General features: G+C 47.9%; 16 protein-coding genes and 1 tRNA gene. 9 read left to right on the top strand and 8 right to left on the bottom strand.

Features of this window, described 5'->3' with window-relative positions; translation table 11 throughout:
* Nucleotides 1-45 precede the first annotated feature (45 nt).
* Nucleotides 46-477: a DUF192 domain-containing protein gene (locus tag SD53_RS15495; protein WP_052749417.1), complete on the bottom strand. Its 432-nt coding sequence runs from the start codon at nt 475-477 to the stop codon at nt 46-48.
* Between the two features lie 99 nt (nt 478-576).
* Nucleotides 577-1,698 (bottom strand): alanine dehydrogenase, encoded by a 1,122-nt coding sequence (gene ald, locus SD53_RS15490; RefSeq protein ID WP_046521094.1) that lies wholly within the window; start codon nt 1,696-1,698, stop codon nt 577-579.
* A gap of 135 nt (nt 1,699-1,833) precedes the next feature.
* Between ald and lrp the strand changes: the two genes are divergently transcribed.
* The 7 genes from lrp to SD53_RS15455 all read left to right on the top strand — a co-directional run bounded on the left by lrp (nt 1,834) and on the right by SD53_RS15455 (nt 9,081).
* Nucleotides 1,834-2,319, top strand: coding sequence for a leucine-responsive transcriptional regulator Lrp (lrp, locus tag SD53_RS15485; protein ID WP_046521198.1), 486 nt, complete (start codon nt 1,834-1,836; stop codon nt 2,317-2,319).
* 197 nt (nt 2,320-2,516) lie between these two features.
* Complete coding sequence (locus SD53_RS15480) at nt 2,517-5,189, top strand: DNA translocase FtsK (protein ID WP_046521093.1); 2,673 nt, start codon at nt 2,517-2,519, stop codon at nt 5,187-5,189.
* An 11-nt stretch (nt 5,190-5,200) separates the two neighbouring features.
* Nucleotides 5,201-5,827, top strand: a complete 627-nt coding sequence (gene lolA, locus SD53_RS15475) for an outer membrane lipoprotein periplasmic chaperone LolA (RefSeq protein WP_046521092.1) — start codon at nt 5,201-5,203, stop codon at nt 5,825-5,827.
* A complete protein-coding gene (locus SD53_RS15470; protein ID WP_046521091.1) occupies nt 5,824-7,149 on the top strand; it encodes a replication-associated recombination protein A in 1,326 nt (441 codons plus the stop codon). The genes lolA and SD53_RS15470 overlap by 4 nt, the downstream gene beginning before the upstream one ends.
* Entirely contained in the window at nt 7,149-7,523 is a 375-nt protein-coding gene (gene crcB, locus SD53_RS15465) for a fluoride efflux transporter CrcB (RefSeq protein ID WP_046521090.1), read from the top strand. Before SD53_RS15470 ends, crcB begins: the two co-directional genes overlap by 1 nt.
* Before the next feature lie 5 nt (nt 7,524-7,528).
* Complete coding sequence (serS, locus tag SD53_RS15460; protein WP_046521089.1) at nt 7,529-8,821, top strand: serine--tRNA ligase; 1,293 nt, start codon at nt 7,529-7,531, stop codon at nt 8,819-8,821.
* 62 nt (nt 8,822-8,883) lie between these two features.
* Nucleotides 8,884-9,081, top strand: a complete 198-nt coding sequence (locus tag SD53_RS15455) for a hypothetical protein (protein WP_046521088.1) — start codon at nt 8,884-8,886, stop codon at nt 9,079-9,081.
* A 19-nt stretch (nt 9,082-9,100) separates the two neighbouring features.
* On the opposite strand, the gene SD53_RS15450 is transcribed toward SD53_RS15455, so the two are convergent.
* From SD53_RS15450 to SD53_RS15430, 5 genes are all read right to left on the bottom strand, one after another.
* Complete coding sequence (locus SD53_RS15450) at nt 9,101-9,436, bottom strand: TusE/DsrC/DsvC family sulfur relay protein (protein ID WP_046521087.1); 336 nt, start codon at nt 9,434-9,436, stop codon at nt 9,101-9,103.
* Nucleotides 9,436-9,687, bottom strand: coding sequence for a DsrH/TusB family sulfur metabolism protein (locus SD53_RS15445; protein ID WP_046521086.1), 252 nt, complete (start codon nt 9,685-9,687; stop codon nt 9,436-9,438). The genes SD53_RS15450 and SD53_RS15445 overlap by 1 nt, the downstream gene beginning before the upstream one ends.
* 1 nt (nt 9,688) lies before the next feature.
* Nucleotides 9,689-10,042 carry a sulfurtransferase complex subunit TusC gene (tusC, locus tag SD53_RS15440; RefSeq protein WP_046521085.1) on the bottom strand — a complete coding sequence of 118 codons (354 nt, stop codon included), beginning with the start codon at nt 10,040-10,042 and terminating at the stop codon, nt 9,689-9,691.
* Nucleotides 10,039-10,404 carry a sulfurtransferase complex subunit TusD gene (gene tusD / locus SD53_RS15435; RefSeq protein WP_052749416.1) on the bottom strand — a complete coding sequence of 122 codons (366 nt, stop codon included), beginning with the start codon at nt 10,402-10,404 and terminating at the stop codon, nt 10,039-10,041. The genes tusC and tusD overlap by 4 nt, the downstream gene beginning before the upstream one ends.
* Before the next feature lie 121 nt (nt 10,405-10,525).
* Entirely contained in the window at nt 10,526-11,194 is a 669-nt protein-coding gene (locus SD53_RS15430; RefSeq protein WP_046521084.1) for a Bax inhibitor-1/YccA family protein, read from the bottom strand.
* 168 nt (nt 11,195-11,362) lie between these two features.
* On the opposite strand from SD53_RS15430, the gene SD53_RS15425 reads away from it, so the two are divergent.
* Nucleotides 11,363-11,453: transfer RNA gene (locus tag SD53_RS15425), tRNA-Ser, on the top strand.
* Between the two features lie 120 nt (nt 11,454-11,573).
* Here the strand turns inward: SD53_RS15425 and sppA are convergent.
* On the bottom strand, nt 11,574-13,457 hold the full coding sequence (gene sppA, locus SD53_RS15420) for a signal peptide peptidase SppA (protein ID WP_046521083.1): 1,884 nt from the start codon (nt 13,455-13,457) through the stop codon (nt 11,574-11,576).
* 250 nt (nt 13,458-13,707) lie between these two features.
* Between sppA and SD53_RS15415 the strand changes: the two genes are divergently transcribed.
* A complete protein-coding gene (locus SD53_RS15415) occupies nt 13,708-15,726 on the top strand; it encodes an NADPH-dependent 2,4-dienoyl-CoA reductase (RefSeq protein WP_046521196.1) in 2,019 nt (672 codons plus the stop codon).
* The last annotated feature ends 127 nt before the right edge of the window (nt 15,727-15,853 follow it).

Below are 15,853 nucleotides of genomic sequence, written 5' to 3'. Positions count from 1 at the left end.
TGCTTCAGAGTGCAATAGCGCATGCTATTGCACTTGTTCAGTGGATTAACCACACTTCTTACTGCCACAGCGAATAATCTTCGTGCCCGCAGCCAACCCTTGGGCTTTAAACCAGCCCTGGGGCATTTCCAAAGCACCTATGGCTGGGCCTTGAGATTTTTTACCTTTCTCGTCATAGGGATAGAGGAACTGAACTGGTTCTATAGTCCAGTCGGCTTTGATATAGGCGATGTCCAGCGGCACCTTGGTGTTACGCATCCAGAACGACAACACACGGGCTTGGTCGTACACAAACAACATGCCATTTTCTACGTTGTCGCGATACATCAGGCCACGGGCGCGTTGCTCTGTGGTGAGTGCAAGTTCCACTTCTAAATCAAGATGGCCCACTTTGATCCATTCTTTGTCGAAGCGGATATCTTCAACGGCAGCAACAGAACAACTCAACGCAAATAAAGCAGTTACCAAATAGTTCATGGCAAGACACCTTTTAGACCCAAGGGCTAAAGACTAACGGAGATTGCCGGAAAAAAAAAGGGCGACCCTAAGGCCGCCCTCTGAAGGCGTATTCTGTAATTAGAGTGGAGCTAACGCCTGTTTAGGTTCAACAAACGGCAGGTTTAACGCGTCTGCGACGTGTTTGTTCACCACATGACCATTGATCACGTTTAAGCCGTTTAACAGATGGGCATCGTCCAGCAATGCCTGTTTGTAGCCTTTATTGGCTAAACGGATAATAAACGGCAGAGTGGCGTTGTTCAGTGCAAAAGTAGAGGTCAGTGGCACTGCGCCTGGCATATTAGCCACACAGTAGTGCACCACGTCGTCTACAATGTAAGTAGGTTCAGCATGAGTCGTGGCTCTTGAGGTTTCTACACAACCGCCCTGGTCGATAGCGACGTCGACAATGGCAGAACCTGGCTTCATCCGTTTGATGTGATCGGCTGTCACCAGCTTAGGTGCTGCTGCACCCGGAATTAACACGCCACCTATGACTAAATCAGCCGCTAACACATGTTTTTCCAACGCATCTACAGTAGAGTACACAGTTTTTACTGCGCCATTGAACTGAGCATCAATACGACGTAATACGTCGACACTACGGTCCAGCACCACTACGTCAGCACCCATACCTACAGCCATCTGAGCTGCGTTGGTACCGACCATACCGCCGCCGATAATCACCACTTTGGCAGGTTCTACACCTGGTACGCCACCTAATAACATACCGCGACCAGCACAGGATTTCTCTAAAGCACGGGCACCAGCCTGAATAGACATACGACCCGCCACTTCAGACATAGGGGCTAATAAAGGCAAGCCGCCACGGTTGTCTGTGACTGTCTCATAAGCGATACAAATAGCTTTGGATTTGATCAGATCTTCAGTTTGTGGCAAGTCCGGCGCTAAGTGCAGGTAAGTGAACAGGATTTGGCCTTCACGCAACATGGCACGTTCAACAGCCTGAGGCTCTTTCACTTTGACAATCATTTCTGCTTTGGCGAAAACTTCTGCAGCAGTAGTTAATACTGTGGCACCAGCCGCCTGATAGGCATCGTCACCAAAGCCAATGCCGCTACCTGCATTGTGTTCAACATAAACGGTGTGACCAAGTGCAGTCAGCTCACGCACGCTGGCAGGGGTCATACCGACGCGGTATTCGTGGTTTTTTATCTCTTTAGGTACGCCAATAATCATGATATTCCGCCTGTGTAGGGTTAAGAAAAATTTTTGCCTAGTATAGTTATGGATTGGTAGTTTTACCTGTTGTTTTTTGGCTGAATTGCAGTTATAAATCCTGCTATAAACTAAAAAGTGAAATTTTTATCTGCCATGTACGAAACCAGTAAAAGTGTCAAAAAACTCGACCGGATTGACCGTAAAATTCTGACTGAATTGCAGCATGACGGCCGTATTGCCAATGTCGAATTGGCCAAAAGGGTAGGGTTGAGTGCTACCCCCTGTCTGGAGCGGGTGCGTAAACTGGAAGCTGAGGGCTATATCTTAGGCTACACAGCTCAGGTTGACCCGAATAAGGTAGGTTCCGCGTTACTGGTTTTTGTTGAAATTACCTTAAGCAAAACCTCACCTGAAGATTTTGATGAATTCAGTAAAGCAGTGCAGAAGCTACATGAAATCCAGGAATGTCATTTGGTCTCCGGCAGTTTCGACTTTTTATTAAAAACCCGGGTGGCCAATATGGCGGCTTATCGCGAACTGTTAGGCGAAACTTTATTGCGTTTACCCAGCGTAAGGGAAAGCCGGACTTATGTGGTGATGGAAGAGGTGAAACAAACTACCTTTGTGGCGGTCAATTGATGTAGCTGTATTCAACAGAGTGATAGCATTAAAGACGACGGGGTTTTGTACAGCCAGTGTTCAGACGTTGAAGTTTATATAAGCTTTTGTCGCTGAGTTTATGCGCATGAAGACGCAGGCTTTAGCAGAAGCGGCCATAAAGGGGTGCATCAGAGTTGTCTCTCTGATATCTTAAGTAGGTAGAATTCTTAGAATAAATGGGACTTGTTGTGTTGAGTGAAGCCAGAAGGTTGCGAGCCAAACTATTGTTTTCGTTAAACGGAATGCAGCGTTTATCTGAAGTGGGATTAATCCTTAGCTTTGGTTGTGCTGCCTTTATGTTATTGGCTTTGATGTCATTCGACCCGGCGGATCCGAGTTGGTCTCAGGCTGGTTACCAAACCACAGTTCATAACTATGCCGGGCCAAAAGGCGCCTGGATTGCTGATATCTTGTTATTCAGCTTTGGCTGGATTGCCTATCTGGTGCCGCCGCTGGTGGCTTTTGGTGGTTATTTGTTAACGCGGCGTGCCAAAACACTGCTGGAGATGGATTACCTTATTCTTGGGTTGCGTCTGATTGGTTTAGTCTTAACCATCCTTTGCGCCAGTGCTATTAGCAGCATTAATTTTAATGACATTTTCTATTTTTCATCAGGCGGTGTAGTGGGCGATGTCGTGGCCGCTATGCTGATGCCGAATTTTAATTTTATCGGTACTATTTTATTGTTGCTGTGCGGGTTATCGACGGGGCTGACGCTGGCCACAGGCATTTCCTGGGTCACTGTTGCGGACGAGCTGGGAGCGTTCACTGTGCGGGTATTGATTGCGCTGTATCAGGCGCCAACCCGATTAGGCCAATACCTGGCAGAACGCTCAGAGACTAAAGTCAGCTCTCCCTTATCTTTCCAGACTGAATCCACAGCGCCTGTGTTACGCCGTGAACCAGAAATTGCAGTAGATACAACTGGGGCTATGACAAAGATGGCTGCGGCAGAGCCTGCGGTTGCACCGGAAGTGATCCGGTTAACCCCTGGTCGCGATGATGCTGTACAGTCTGCCTTTATTGCGCCTGAAGAAGAACAAATTCCGTTACCCGAGATTGAAGAGGTTCAAACTCAACCAAGTCGCTCGTACTTTGCAGCCAATGAGCGGGTGGAGCCTCTACCTTTTGCGCCTTTGGATGAAAAAACCGAAGCTGTGGCTTTTGTCAGTGTTGATACACTGGCCGACGATGATTTAAGTTTCTCGGCGGTGGATGATGGCTATTCTCCTGAGCAGCTACAGCATCTGGAACAAAGTTTTGCCGAAGTTGAACGTCAGGCTGTGGTCGCGCCTGTGGTGATTGAGGAAGAAGACGAAGATGATTCGCCGGTGTCTGCATCGTTCAGCCCGGACGATTTACCTTCGCTTGCGTTATTAGACCGACCAGACAAAGCTACGAATCCTATAGACCCGGCCGATTTAGAGCGGGTGTCACGGTTAGTGGAAACTAAGTTGCTGGATTTTGGTGTCGAAGCCAAAGTGGTTGCTGTATTGCCAGGCCCTGTCGTAACCCGTTTTGAGCTGGATTTAGCCCCAGGTGTGAAGGTCAGCAAAATTACCGGCTTGTCGAAAGACTTAGCCCGTTCTTTATCTGCCATCAGCGTGCGGGTGGTGGAAGTGATACCGGGTAAATCTTACATTGGTCTGGAATTGCCTAATCAGTTCAGGGAAATAGTGCGTTTATCTGAAGTGATAGGTGATGAAGTCTTTATGCAGTCGAAGTCACCTTTAACTATGGTGCTGGGCAAAGACATCGCCGGTAAATCCGTAGTGGCAGATTTAGGCCGTATGCCACATTTACTGGTGGCCGGTACTACGGGTTCAGGTAAGTCAGTGGGCGTCAACGTGATGATTTGTAGTTTGTTGTATAAATCTACGCCTGAAGATGTGCGCTTTTTAATGATTGACCCGAAGATGCTGGAATTATCTGTGTATGAAGGCATTCCACATTTGTTAACCGAAGTCGTCACAGACATGAAAGAAGCAGCCAATGGCCTGCGCTGGTGTGTGGGTGAAATGGAACGTCGTTATAAGCTGATGTCGGCCCTTGGGGTGCGTAACTTAAAAGGTTATAACCAGAAAATTCAGGAAGCTATTGCAGCAGGCACTCCTATTCGTGATCCGATCTGGAAGCCTAGTGACAACATGATGACGATGCCACCAGAGCTTGAGAAGTTGCCTTCTATTGTCGTAGTGATCGACGAATTCGCTGACATGATGATGATAGTGGGTAAAAAAGTTGAAGAGCTGATTGCCCGTATCGCCCAAAAAGCCCGTGCAGCCGGTATTCATCTGATCTTAGCCACTCAGCGTCCGTCAGTGGATGTGATCACCGGCTTGATTAAAGCCAATATCCCAACCCGGATGGCCTTTCAGGTGTCGTCAAAAATCGACTCCAGAACCATTTTGGATCAGCAGGGCGCTGAAAGCTTATTAGGTCAGGGCGATATGTTGTATTTACCGCCGGGTTCAGGTGTGCCTACCCGGGTGCATGGTGCTTTTGTCGATGACCACGAAGTGCATGCTGTGGTATCGGACTGGAAACGGCGCGGTAAACCGAATTATATCGCTGAGATCCTAAACGGTGAGCCTTCAGAGGATAGTCTGTTACCCGGCGAGACGATGGAAGGTGATGACGGGGAGTCCGATCCACTGTTTGATCAAGCCGTGGCTTTTGTCACAGAAAGCCGCAAAGCGTCGGTTTCAGGTGTACAAAGACGCTTCCGTATTGGCTATAATCGCGCCGCCCGTTTAGTCGAACAAATGGAAATGAGCGGTATCGTCAGTGGTGCTGGCCATAACGGCAATCGTGAAGTCTTGGCGCCTCCTCCTCCTAAAGTATTTTAACTAAGGTGTATATGAAGAAAAACTTCGGAAAAAAAGCTGTGGCTCTGGTGTTGTCTCTGGTGGTGCCTGCCTTTATGGCTGTGGCTGATCAGGCTGAGGCCTTGCAGAAAAAGTTAGCGCGTTTAACCAGCTTTCAGGCCAGTTTTGATCAAACCGTGGTGGATGCCAGCAATAAGCTTATTCAGCAGGGCGAAGGCATGTTGTCGCTGAAACAGCCGTCTTTATTCCGTTTTGAAACCCAGACGCCTGAGCCCAACCTGTTTATTGGCGATGGCAAAACCTTGTGGTTTTATGCTGAATTGTTGGATCAGGTCAGTATTTATGATGCTAAAGAACAAGTGCAGAAGACGCCTTTTGTGCTGTTGACCTCACACGACCCCAAACTCTGGGCTCAGTACAGTGTAACTGGTGCTGATGATCAGTTTGATATCACACCCAAAGATCCAAGCAACGCGGTAAAAAAGCTCAGTCTGAAATTCTCGGGTTTAGCTTTATCAAAAATGATTGTCATCGACAGTAACGGTCAGAACAGCACTTTTGATTTTAATCTGGTGCAATACAATACGCCTCTTGCTTCAGAACTATTTCAATTTACTATTCCGGCCACAGCGGAAGTGGATGATCAACGCGTCAAGTGAACAACCTCGGCTTTGAATTTCACGACGATATCAGGCCTCTGGCAGCGCTGCTGAGGCCAACACAGTTATCGGACTATGTTGGACAGCAGCACCTGCTGGGGCCAGGCACACCGCTGCGTAAAGCAATAGAAGCAGGGCGCATTTCCTCGTTGATTTTATGGGGCCCGCCAGGCACTGGCAAAACTACCTTGGCGGAGTTAATCGCCATTTATGCCAAAGCGGCCATAGCCCGTTTATCTGCTGTCACTGCTGGTGTCAAAGAAATACGCGAAGAAATTCAGGCGGCGAAACAACGTTTAGTGCAAAATCAGCGTACTTTGTTGTTTGTCGATGAAGTGCACCGCTTTAACAAAGCGCAGCAGGATGCCTTTTTACCCCATATTGAAGATGGCACCATTATTTTTATTGGCGCTACCACTGAAAACCCAGCCTTTGCGCTGAATAACGCTATGTTATCCCGCGCCCGGGTCTGCATTTTAAAAAAACTGACGACAGATGATCTGAATTTAGTGATAGAGCGTGCTGTGGTGCATTATCAGCAGCAGGGCCAGCAGATACAAATTGCCGCTGAAGCCCGGGCTTTATTGCTGCAACTGGCTGATGGTGATGCCAGACGTTTACTCAACCTGTTTGAGCAAGCGGTCGAAACGGCGCAGCAGGGCGCTGCAGTGATTTTATTAACCGCTGATTTATTCCGGCAGTTGGTCCCACGGCAATTACCGGGTTTTGATCAGCAGGGTGATATTTTTTACGATTTAATTTCTGCTTTTCATAAATCGGTGCGGGGTTCCAACCCGGATGCCGCTTTGTATTGGTATTGCCGCATTTTAGAAGGCGGTGGTGATCCTTTGTATGTGGCGCGCAGGCTACTGGCGATTGCCAGTGAAGATATAGGCAATGCCGATCCACGGGCCTTAACTATAGGTTTGGATGCCTGGGATACCTTTGCCCGGGTAGGGCCTGCCGAAGGAGAACGCGCTATAGCTCAGGCAGCGGTGTATATGGCCTTAGCGCCAAAATCCAATGCGGTGTATAGCGCTTTTAATTCAATGCGCCAGTATGTGCAGCAAAATCCGTCCTATGAAGTGCCGGATCATTTGCGTAATGCGCCAACGGCTTTGGCCAAACAACAGGGTTTTGGCCAGGCCTATCGTTACGCTCACAATGAACCCGGTGCTTATGCGGCGGGTGAGACCTATTTACCTGCACAAATGGCAGGATTGAGGTTTTATCAGCCATCCGATCGCGGTTTAGAGAAACAACTGCAGGATAAAATGGCCTATTTAGCCATGCTGGACCAACAAGCAAAAGGACAGGATTAATGCAGGCTTATCTGGCAGTGGCTATAGGTGGTGCTATAGGAGCTTGTTGTCGTTTCGGTTTAGGCGAATTAATCCTGCATCTTTGTGGTAAATCATTCCCTTTTGCTACGTTGCTGGTTAATATTCTCGGGTCTTTTGTATTAGGCCTGCTGTATGGCCTGTTTTTAGCCGAACATCTGACGGTCAACCCGTGGAAGACTTTGATCGGCGTAGGTTTTTTAGGTGCCTTTACTACCTTTTCGACGTTTTCACTCGACACTGTTTTATTGCTGCAACAAGGCGAATTGGTGAAAGCCGGCCTGAATGTTGTACTGAACGTGCTGATTTGTTTAACACTCGCCTGGTTGGGTTTAAAACTGGGCTCAATGAAGTAATCACTATGTTAGATGCAAAATTTTTACGGGCCGAATTGGCTCAAACCGCTCAACGTTTGGCGGACCGTGGTTTTCAGTTGGACGTTAAAACGTTGGAAACTCTGGAAGAGCAGCGCCGTGCGTTGCAAATGGCGACTCAGGACTTACAAAATTTACGTAATACCAAATCCAAAGCCATAGGTCAGGCTAAAGCCCGTGGTGAGGACATTACGCCATTACTGGCTGAAGTGGATGGTTTAGGCGCACAGCTTGAAGAGGCCAAACAAAAACTCGATGCCGTGTTAGCCCAGTGGGACAGCATTGTCAGCGCTATTCCAAACCTGCCGCATGAGTCTGTGCCAACGGGTAAAGATGAAACAGGCAACGTGATGGTACGCCAGTGGGGCGAGCCGAAGACCTTCGACTTTGATGTTAAAGATCATGTGGCTTTAGGCGAAGCGCTGGACAAAGGTCTGGATTTTGAAAATGCGGTGAAAATTGCAGGTTCACGTTTTGTCGTGATGCGCGGCCAGATTGCCCGTCTGCACCGTGCTTTAGCGCAATTTATGCTGGACTTGCACACAGAGCAGCATGGTTATACCGAGCTGTACGTGCCTTATCTGGTCAATGCGGCGTCTTTGTACGGCACAGGCCAGTTGCCGAAATTTGGTGCGGATTTGTTTCATACCAAACCTGCGACAGAAGAAGGCGTGGGCATGTCGTTGATCCCAACGGCTGAAGTGCCTGTAACCAACCTGGCCCGTGATTGCATTTTTGAACTGTCTGAACTGCCACAAAAATATGCCGCCCATACGCCCTGTTTTCGTAGTGAAGCCGGCTCCTACGGTCGCGATACCCGTGGACTGATACGCCAGCATCAATTTGATAAAGTGGAGTTGGTGCAATTAGTGCATCCGGATCAGTCTTTTGCTGCTCTGGAAGAATTAACAGGTCATGCCGAAAAAGTGCTGCAGCTTCTGGGGTTACCTTACCGCACTATGCTGCTCTGTACCGGTGATATGGGCTTTGGTTCCACTAAAACCTACGATTTGGAAGTTTGGTTACCGGCACAAAACACCTATCGGGAAATTTCGTCTTGCTCAAATATGGGCGATTTCCAGGCCCGTCGTATGCAAGCCCGTTTCCGTCCGGGTGAAGGCAAAAAACCTGAGCTGTTGCATACCTTAAACGGCTCTGGTTTGGCGGTGGGTCGCACTTTGGTGGCTATTCTGGAAAACTATCAGCAAGCGGATGGTTCGATTCAGATCCCGGCCGTGTTGCAGCCTTACATGGGCGGCAAAACTGAGCTCAGTGCCTGATCCGAACACTGTTTAGGTTTTTGTAAGGAGCAGTAAGCTGCTCCTTGACTATGGTAAGTGCAATGTCGTTAATCAAAGAACAACAACAAAACTCAAAGAAAACCGCGATACCGCGTCACGTGGTTGTGCGCAAGACCCGTAAAAATCCAATCAAGCTGATGTTGCGTTGGGTCTACTGGCTGGTATTGATCGGGGTGATCGCTATCGTGGTGATGACCAGCTTTGAAGCCGGCATGTCGATGTACAAAGGGGGCCAGTAGGCCCTTTTTTCATCGTGCTCTACAAGCATTTAGCCGGTTTTGGTAGACCGCCGATACGAGTGGCTTGTTTCGCTGGCCCTTCGGGGAATAACAGAAACAGATATTTGCTATTGCCTTTGTCTGCGCCGAGTTTTTCTCCCATGCTTTTGACCAGCAAACGTATGGCTGGGGAGGTCTGGTATTCCTGATAAAAGTCGCGGACAAAATTAACCACCTCCCAGTGAGCGTCGGTTAACTGGATCTGTTCCAAGCGGGCAAACTCTTCCGCCAGTTCCGGTGTCCACAACGATAAATCAGCCAAATAGCCGTGTTTATCCAAGGGGTAACGTTGGTTATTTACAATCAGTTCATTCATCAGAGTTGTTGCTTCGCTTGTAGCACTAAATCCAACCACTGGCTGTCATTCAGTGCGATAAAAGGTTCGGAGATAGGGATACCGCGTACAGCGGCGTCTGTAGCCAGACAATAGACAGTACAGGGGAGCTGATTCAGCAGACCTGAAGTCATTAAATAAACCGCTTCTTGTCTTAATAAAACTTTATCTTCTGCACTGGCCAGACTGAGTATTTCAGCTAATCGGTTGTGAGGTAGATCAAAAAGTCTCATATCAGGCCTTCATTACATGCTGCTGGGTGAAAAGCAATTGGCTAAGCTCTGCTTGTTCTAAAGGCTGAAAGCCCGGCACAAGCTCAGAGACTTGCAAATTACGCTTTCGTAGCGACTCAGCGCAGACATATAGATTTTCAATATCGTAAAGCTCAAAGAGTTTAAAACTACGTCTGAAGTCTTTGACCATCAGTGCCGTACTATCTTCGGCCTTCACCAACTGATAAACCGCATCATCACTGAAAATCACGCTGAGCTGATGATCCACTGCAGCTAAAGCAAAGATTAAATCCAGACTTTCCCGTGCTGCTATACCTTGTAAAGGCAAGCTGGTGACGATCACTGCTATCTTCATGAAAATTGCACCAGTTTATCCGCTTTGGCCAGACGCATGGCAAATTCGGCTAATCCAGCAGCGAGATAACCATCTGCCGGTTTTACTTCATTAGAACACACACCACGTTTTTCCGCAGCGGTGATACAAAACAGCAAAGGGATTTGATGTGCCTGACAAAATTGCTGCAAGGTAGCGGACAAATTGGGCTCGTCGGAAGGTAAATCAATCAGGGCTGAAGCGGCACCTACCGCATCACGGTATAAAAACACTGAATCTACACTATGGCCAGCCTCTAAGGCCTGCTGCATAAAACGCAAGGCGCTGACAAAACTCTGGCCTTGTAACACCGGGCCTTCTATCAGAACGGCAAAACTGGTCATCTGTTTACCTTTCGTAGCATCATTAGTCTAATTAAGCCTTTACCAAAGATATATAGCCTATAAAAAAGCCCCGCACTTGGCGGGGCATTTTACTGCAACACAAGCTTATCTCAAGCCTTAATTAATCATCGCTGCCCATGATACCCAGTAATTGCAGTAATGAAGTGAACAGGTTGAAGATGTTCAGGTACAGACCCACTGTAGCGCGGATATAGTTAGTTTCACCGCCATTCACAATACGGCTGGTATCAAACAAAATTAAACCTGACATAATCATCACTACAGCAGCATTGATAGCCAGATGCAGGGCAGGGATCTGCAGGAAGATGTTAGCCAAACCTGCGACTATCGCCACAATCAAACCTACAAACAGAAAGTTGCCCATAAAGCTAAAATCTTTACGTGAACTTAAAGCGTAAGCCGACAGTGAAAAGAACACCACAGCAGTTAAACCCAGCGCTTGCATGATCAGCTCAGAGCCATTGGCAGTCGCAGCGAAGCGGTTCAGCATAGGGCCAATGGAAGCACCTAAACAGCCTGTTAAGGCAAAAACCCAAAAAATACCACTGGCGCTGTCTGCTTTTTTCTGCACGACAAAAATCAAGCCAAAGGCGACCAGAGTCAATACCAGACCTATGCCAAAACCGAAATTCATCGCCATGGCAATACCCGCGGTCACTGCGCTGAAGGCTAACGTCATGGCTAGCAGGAAATAGGTATTACGCAGAACTTTATTGACTTCGATACTATGGCCTATATGGCCAGTCTGAGTGCTTTGGTTGTAGGACATTGCTGTACTCTCCATTTAATAGTTACTTCTCTGACTTTATCTTACTTGGGAAGTTCCCAAAGTGCCAGTAGTTATCTTTGTAAAACAATTCAATCATTTAGCTTGTTTTATCAAAGTTTAAAAAAATGCTTTTCTTTCGCAACCGATCTGATTATCATACGCGGCGCCGGAGGGGTGGCAGAGCGGTTTAATGCACCGGTCTTGAAAACCGGCGAAGGTTAATAGCCTTCCGAGAGTTCGAATCTCTCCCCCTCCGCCATTATTGCCAGAACCCGTATCAGCGTAAGCTTATACGGGTTTGTTGTTTTTCCAGATCTGAATGCTGTCAAACAAGATACAAAAAAGCCGCACAAGGCGGCTTTGTTCGAGGCTTCGGCTGTTAATTCACCGCAGTACAACTCATACAGACAGAGTAGATACCTTTCGGGTCGTTAAACTGCTCTAACACTTTAAAGTCACGGTTGATTTGACTCATGATGTTTTTAAGCAGTGGACCAAAGACAGATCCTTTTGCCTCAGGCAGCAGCGCCTGTACTGTGCCTGAGGCAAACATGTCGCGCAATAGCTGTTCGGTCGGCGTTAACTCTTGTTCCATCACTTTGATGTCATATTGCTTTAAGCCTGCTTTTTCAGCAGCAGCAGCTATCGCGTCATCAAAAGTACCCAGTTTATCAACCAAGCCAAACTCCAGTGCTTTAGTGCCTGTCCAGACGCGGCCTTGCGCGACTTTATCAACGGCCTCTTTGCTCATGCCACGATGCTCTGACACCATACTGATAAAGTCGTCATAGCCTTTGTTGATTAAAAGTTGGAAGATGTTGGACATTTCTGGTGTTAAGCCTTTAAACAATGGCAAGCCGGCACTCATACCTGCAAGTTCTGTGGTGCCAACACCATCGGTATTCAGGCCCAGTACTGGCATCGCATTTTCCAATGTATGGAACAAACCGAAAATACCGATAGAGCCTGTGATAGTAGTAGGGGACGCCCAAATCTCATTAGCCGGAGCCGCAATCCAATAGCCACCTGATGCTGCTACTGCCCCCATAGAGGCGATCACAGGCTTACCTGCTGCTTTTAATAGTTTAATTTCCTGGCCTATCACTTCGGACGCGAAGGCGCTGCCACCACCACTATCAATCCGCAGCACTACAGCTTTGACTTTCTCATCGAAGCGGGCCCGGCGTAATAACGCTGCTGTGCTATCACCGCCTATGGTGCCGGCTTTCGCCGAACCGTCAATAATAGTGCCGCGAGCCACCACCACGGCAACCTTTTCAGTCAGTGGGTTGTCATATTGTACCGGTGGCAGTACCAAGTCCTGATACTCTTTGTAGTGAACCTGATTAAAACTGTGTTTTTCACTTTCACCAACAAGCGCAATTAAATCCTGACGAAACTCTTCACGGCTCTTGATGCTGTCAACTAACTTCGCATCCAGCGCATACTGAGTCATATCACCGTTAACAGCTTGCAGCTTCTGGTACAAACCAGTGATGGTTTCATCAAAGTTGTCGACGGCAAAACCACGGCGCTCTGCTACTTGTTGCTTGTAGCTGGCCCATAACTCGTCTAGCCATGCCTTATTAGCTTCTTTGGCTTCATCTGACATGGTATCGCGGGTAAAAGGCTCTACTGCTGATTTATAAGTGCCGACTTTAAACACATGAGTGGTGATCTTTAACTTTTCTAGCGCCGATTTGTAGTACATAGGGTAAGTGCCGAACCCTTCCAGCAGTACTGTGCCCATAGGGTTTAAATTGATGCTGTCGGCGTAAGAGGCGAGGAAATACTGGTTTTGGCTGTAGTAATCGCCTGTCGCCAGTACTTTTTTACCTGCGGCTTTAAAATCCTGCAGTGCGCTGCCCACCATAGCCAGCTTGTCCATCGAGCCTGAACCAAAAGAGGATAAATCCAACACTATGGCTTTAATACGTTCGTCGTTTTTCACCGCCTGAATAGTTTGTAGCAGGTCGGTCAGTAAAATCTCTGGCTCTTCCTCTTCAGAACCCATACTTTCGCTCAGTACCTGATCAACAGGATCGACATAACGTTTTTCCTCAACCAGATCACCGGATAAGTTCAGCACTAAAGCGGCGCTTTCGGGCACTTCCACTTTATCGTCACCACTGAAAATGGAGATCAGAATAAAGATAAACACCAAAGCAAAAATCAGATTAAAAGTGATATGACGAAGCAGGCTGATAGCGCGCCAAATGCCACCAAAAAAGCGTCTTAAGATCCCAGGTTTTTTCTCAGACATATGATGTACCTATAGTTTTGGCAAAGTAATAGAAGGCTATGCTAACGAATTTAGTCACAAAGCTCAGGTGGAATTTGTAAGTAAATGTTTATTGTCCTGCCTTCCGCTAAGCAGCACCGTGAGTCAGGTTGCGTCAGCCCGCACAGGCCAGTACTGCGGCGCAGCATCAATTACTGTGGGTAGTTCTTGCGATAACCAGGTAAAACAGCTACATTCTTGCTATTCAACAGGTACGACCAGAGAGAGTATTGTGGCATATCCGCATTTATTGGCCCCACTGGATTTGGGCTTCACACAATTAAAAAACCGCGTCATTATGGGTTCCATGCACACAGGCCTGGAAGAAGAGAAGCAAGGCTTTGATAAACTGGCGGCCTTTTATGCCGAGCGGGCCAAGGGCGGGGTTGGTTTAATTATCACTGGGGGGATCAGCCCGAATTTTCGCGGTAATCTGGTGCCCTTTGGCAGTCAACTGACCTGGTGGTGGCAAGCTGGTAAACATAAAAAAGTGACGCAAGCTGTGCATCAGCATGGTGGAAAAATTTGTATCCAACTGCTGCACGCCGGCCGGTATGGCTATCATCCTTTTAATGTAGCCCCCAGTGCTGTGCAGTCGCCTATCACGCCATTTAAACCAAAAGCGTTGTCTGATCGGCAAATTCGCGGCACCATCGCCGATTTTGCGCATTCGGCGAAACTTGCAAAACAGGCCGGTTATGACGGTGTGGAGATTATGGGATCAGAGGGCTATCTGCTGAATCAGTTCCTTTGTGCCCGCACCAATCAACGGACCGACCAATGGGGTGGCAGTTTTGAAAACCGTTGCCGTTTTGTACTGGAAATTTTAAAAGCAGTGCGTGAAGCCTGTGGTAAAGACTTTATTATTATCTACCGTTTATCTATGTTGGATTTAGTCGAAGACGGTAATAGCTTTGATGAAGTCGTTGCACTGGCCGCCGCCGCCGCAGACGCCGGAGCCACTATGCTCAATACTGGCATTGGCTGGCATGAGGCTCGTATTCCTACCATTGGTACTATGGTGCCGCGTGCTGCCTTTAGTTGGGTCACTGAGCAAGTACGCAAACAAGCCAGTATTCCTGTGATTGCCACCAATAGGATTAACGATCCGGACGTTGCCGAACATATTCTGCAATCAGGCCAGGCCGATATGGTCTGTATGGCACGACCCTTTTTAGCCGATGCCGAATTTGTCAATAAGGCCGCTGCGGATCAGGCTCACTTGATCAATACCTGCATTGCCTGTAATCAGGCGTGTTTGGATCATGTGTTTCAGAAAAAACGCGCCAGTTGTCTGGTCAACCCAAGGGCTTGTTACGAGACAGAGCTGAATTTTGAAACTGCAACCACAAAGAAAAAAATAGCGGTAGTAGGCGCAGGACCTGCAGGTTTGGCGTTTAGTGTGTATGCATCCTCCCGGGGGCATGAGGTGACCTTGTTTGACAGGGCCAGTGAAATTGGTGGTCAGTTTAATTACGCCAAGCAAATACCAGGTAAAGAAGAGTTTCATCAGACGCTGCGTTATTTTGGCGAAATGCTGAAGCTTCACAAGGTCAATCTGCAACTGAATTCAGAGCAAACGGCACAAAGCCTGATCGCTGCTGGCTTCGATCACGTGGTGTTATCCACCGGTATAAAAGCCCGCCAGTTGGATATACCGGGTTTTGATCATCCTAAAGTATTAAGTTACCTGGATGTGTTAAAACATCATAAGAGCGTCGGTAACACTGTAGCAGTGATAGGGGCCGGGGGTATTGGTTTTGATGTATCTGAGTACCTGACTGAGCCACACTCGTTAACCTTACAACCCGAAGCCTGGTTAAAAGACTGGGGGATAGACAAAACCTATCAAAGTCGTGGGGCTTTGCTGGCAGATGCTCCTGTCGAACCTTCACCGCGTAAAGTATTTTTATTGCAGCGCAAAACCAGCAAGGTCGGCGCCGGACTTGGTAAAACGACGGGCTGGATCCATCGCAGTTCACTGAAGAAAAAAGGCGTTGAGATGATATCTGGTGTCAGCTACAACAAAATAGATGATGCAGGACTTTGGATCAGTGTTGATGGTCAGGAACGTTGTCTGGCGGTTGATCATGTGATTGTTTGTGCCGGGCAGGAGCCTGAGCGCAGTCTGTATCAGCAATTGTTGGACTCAGGTCTGCAAGTGCATCTGATTGGCGGTGCCGATGTGGCCGTCGAGCTGGATGCCAAAAGAGCCATTCGCCAGGGTGCTGAATTAGCTGCCCGTCTGTAGTTTATCCGCTGGTGGTCAGCTTCAGTCTGGTTTTAGTCCGATTGAAGCTGAGCACAGCAGCCGTGTTTTTAGTTTGATCCTACCTCTGAAATATATTTTTCTAACTTTCACTTGCTAAGCAGACCCG

It is taken from the genome of Rheinheimera mesophila, from assembly GCF_000986865.1.
Taxonomy (GTDB): Bacteria; Pseudomonadota; Gammaproteobacteria; order Enterobacterales; family Alteromonadaceae; genus Pararheinheimera; species Pararheinheimera mesophila.
The sequence above is the reverse complement of the archived record's forward strand: the minus strand, read 5'-3'. Positions and strand labels throughout refer to the sequence as shown.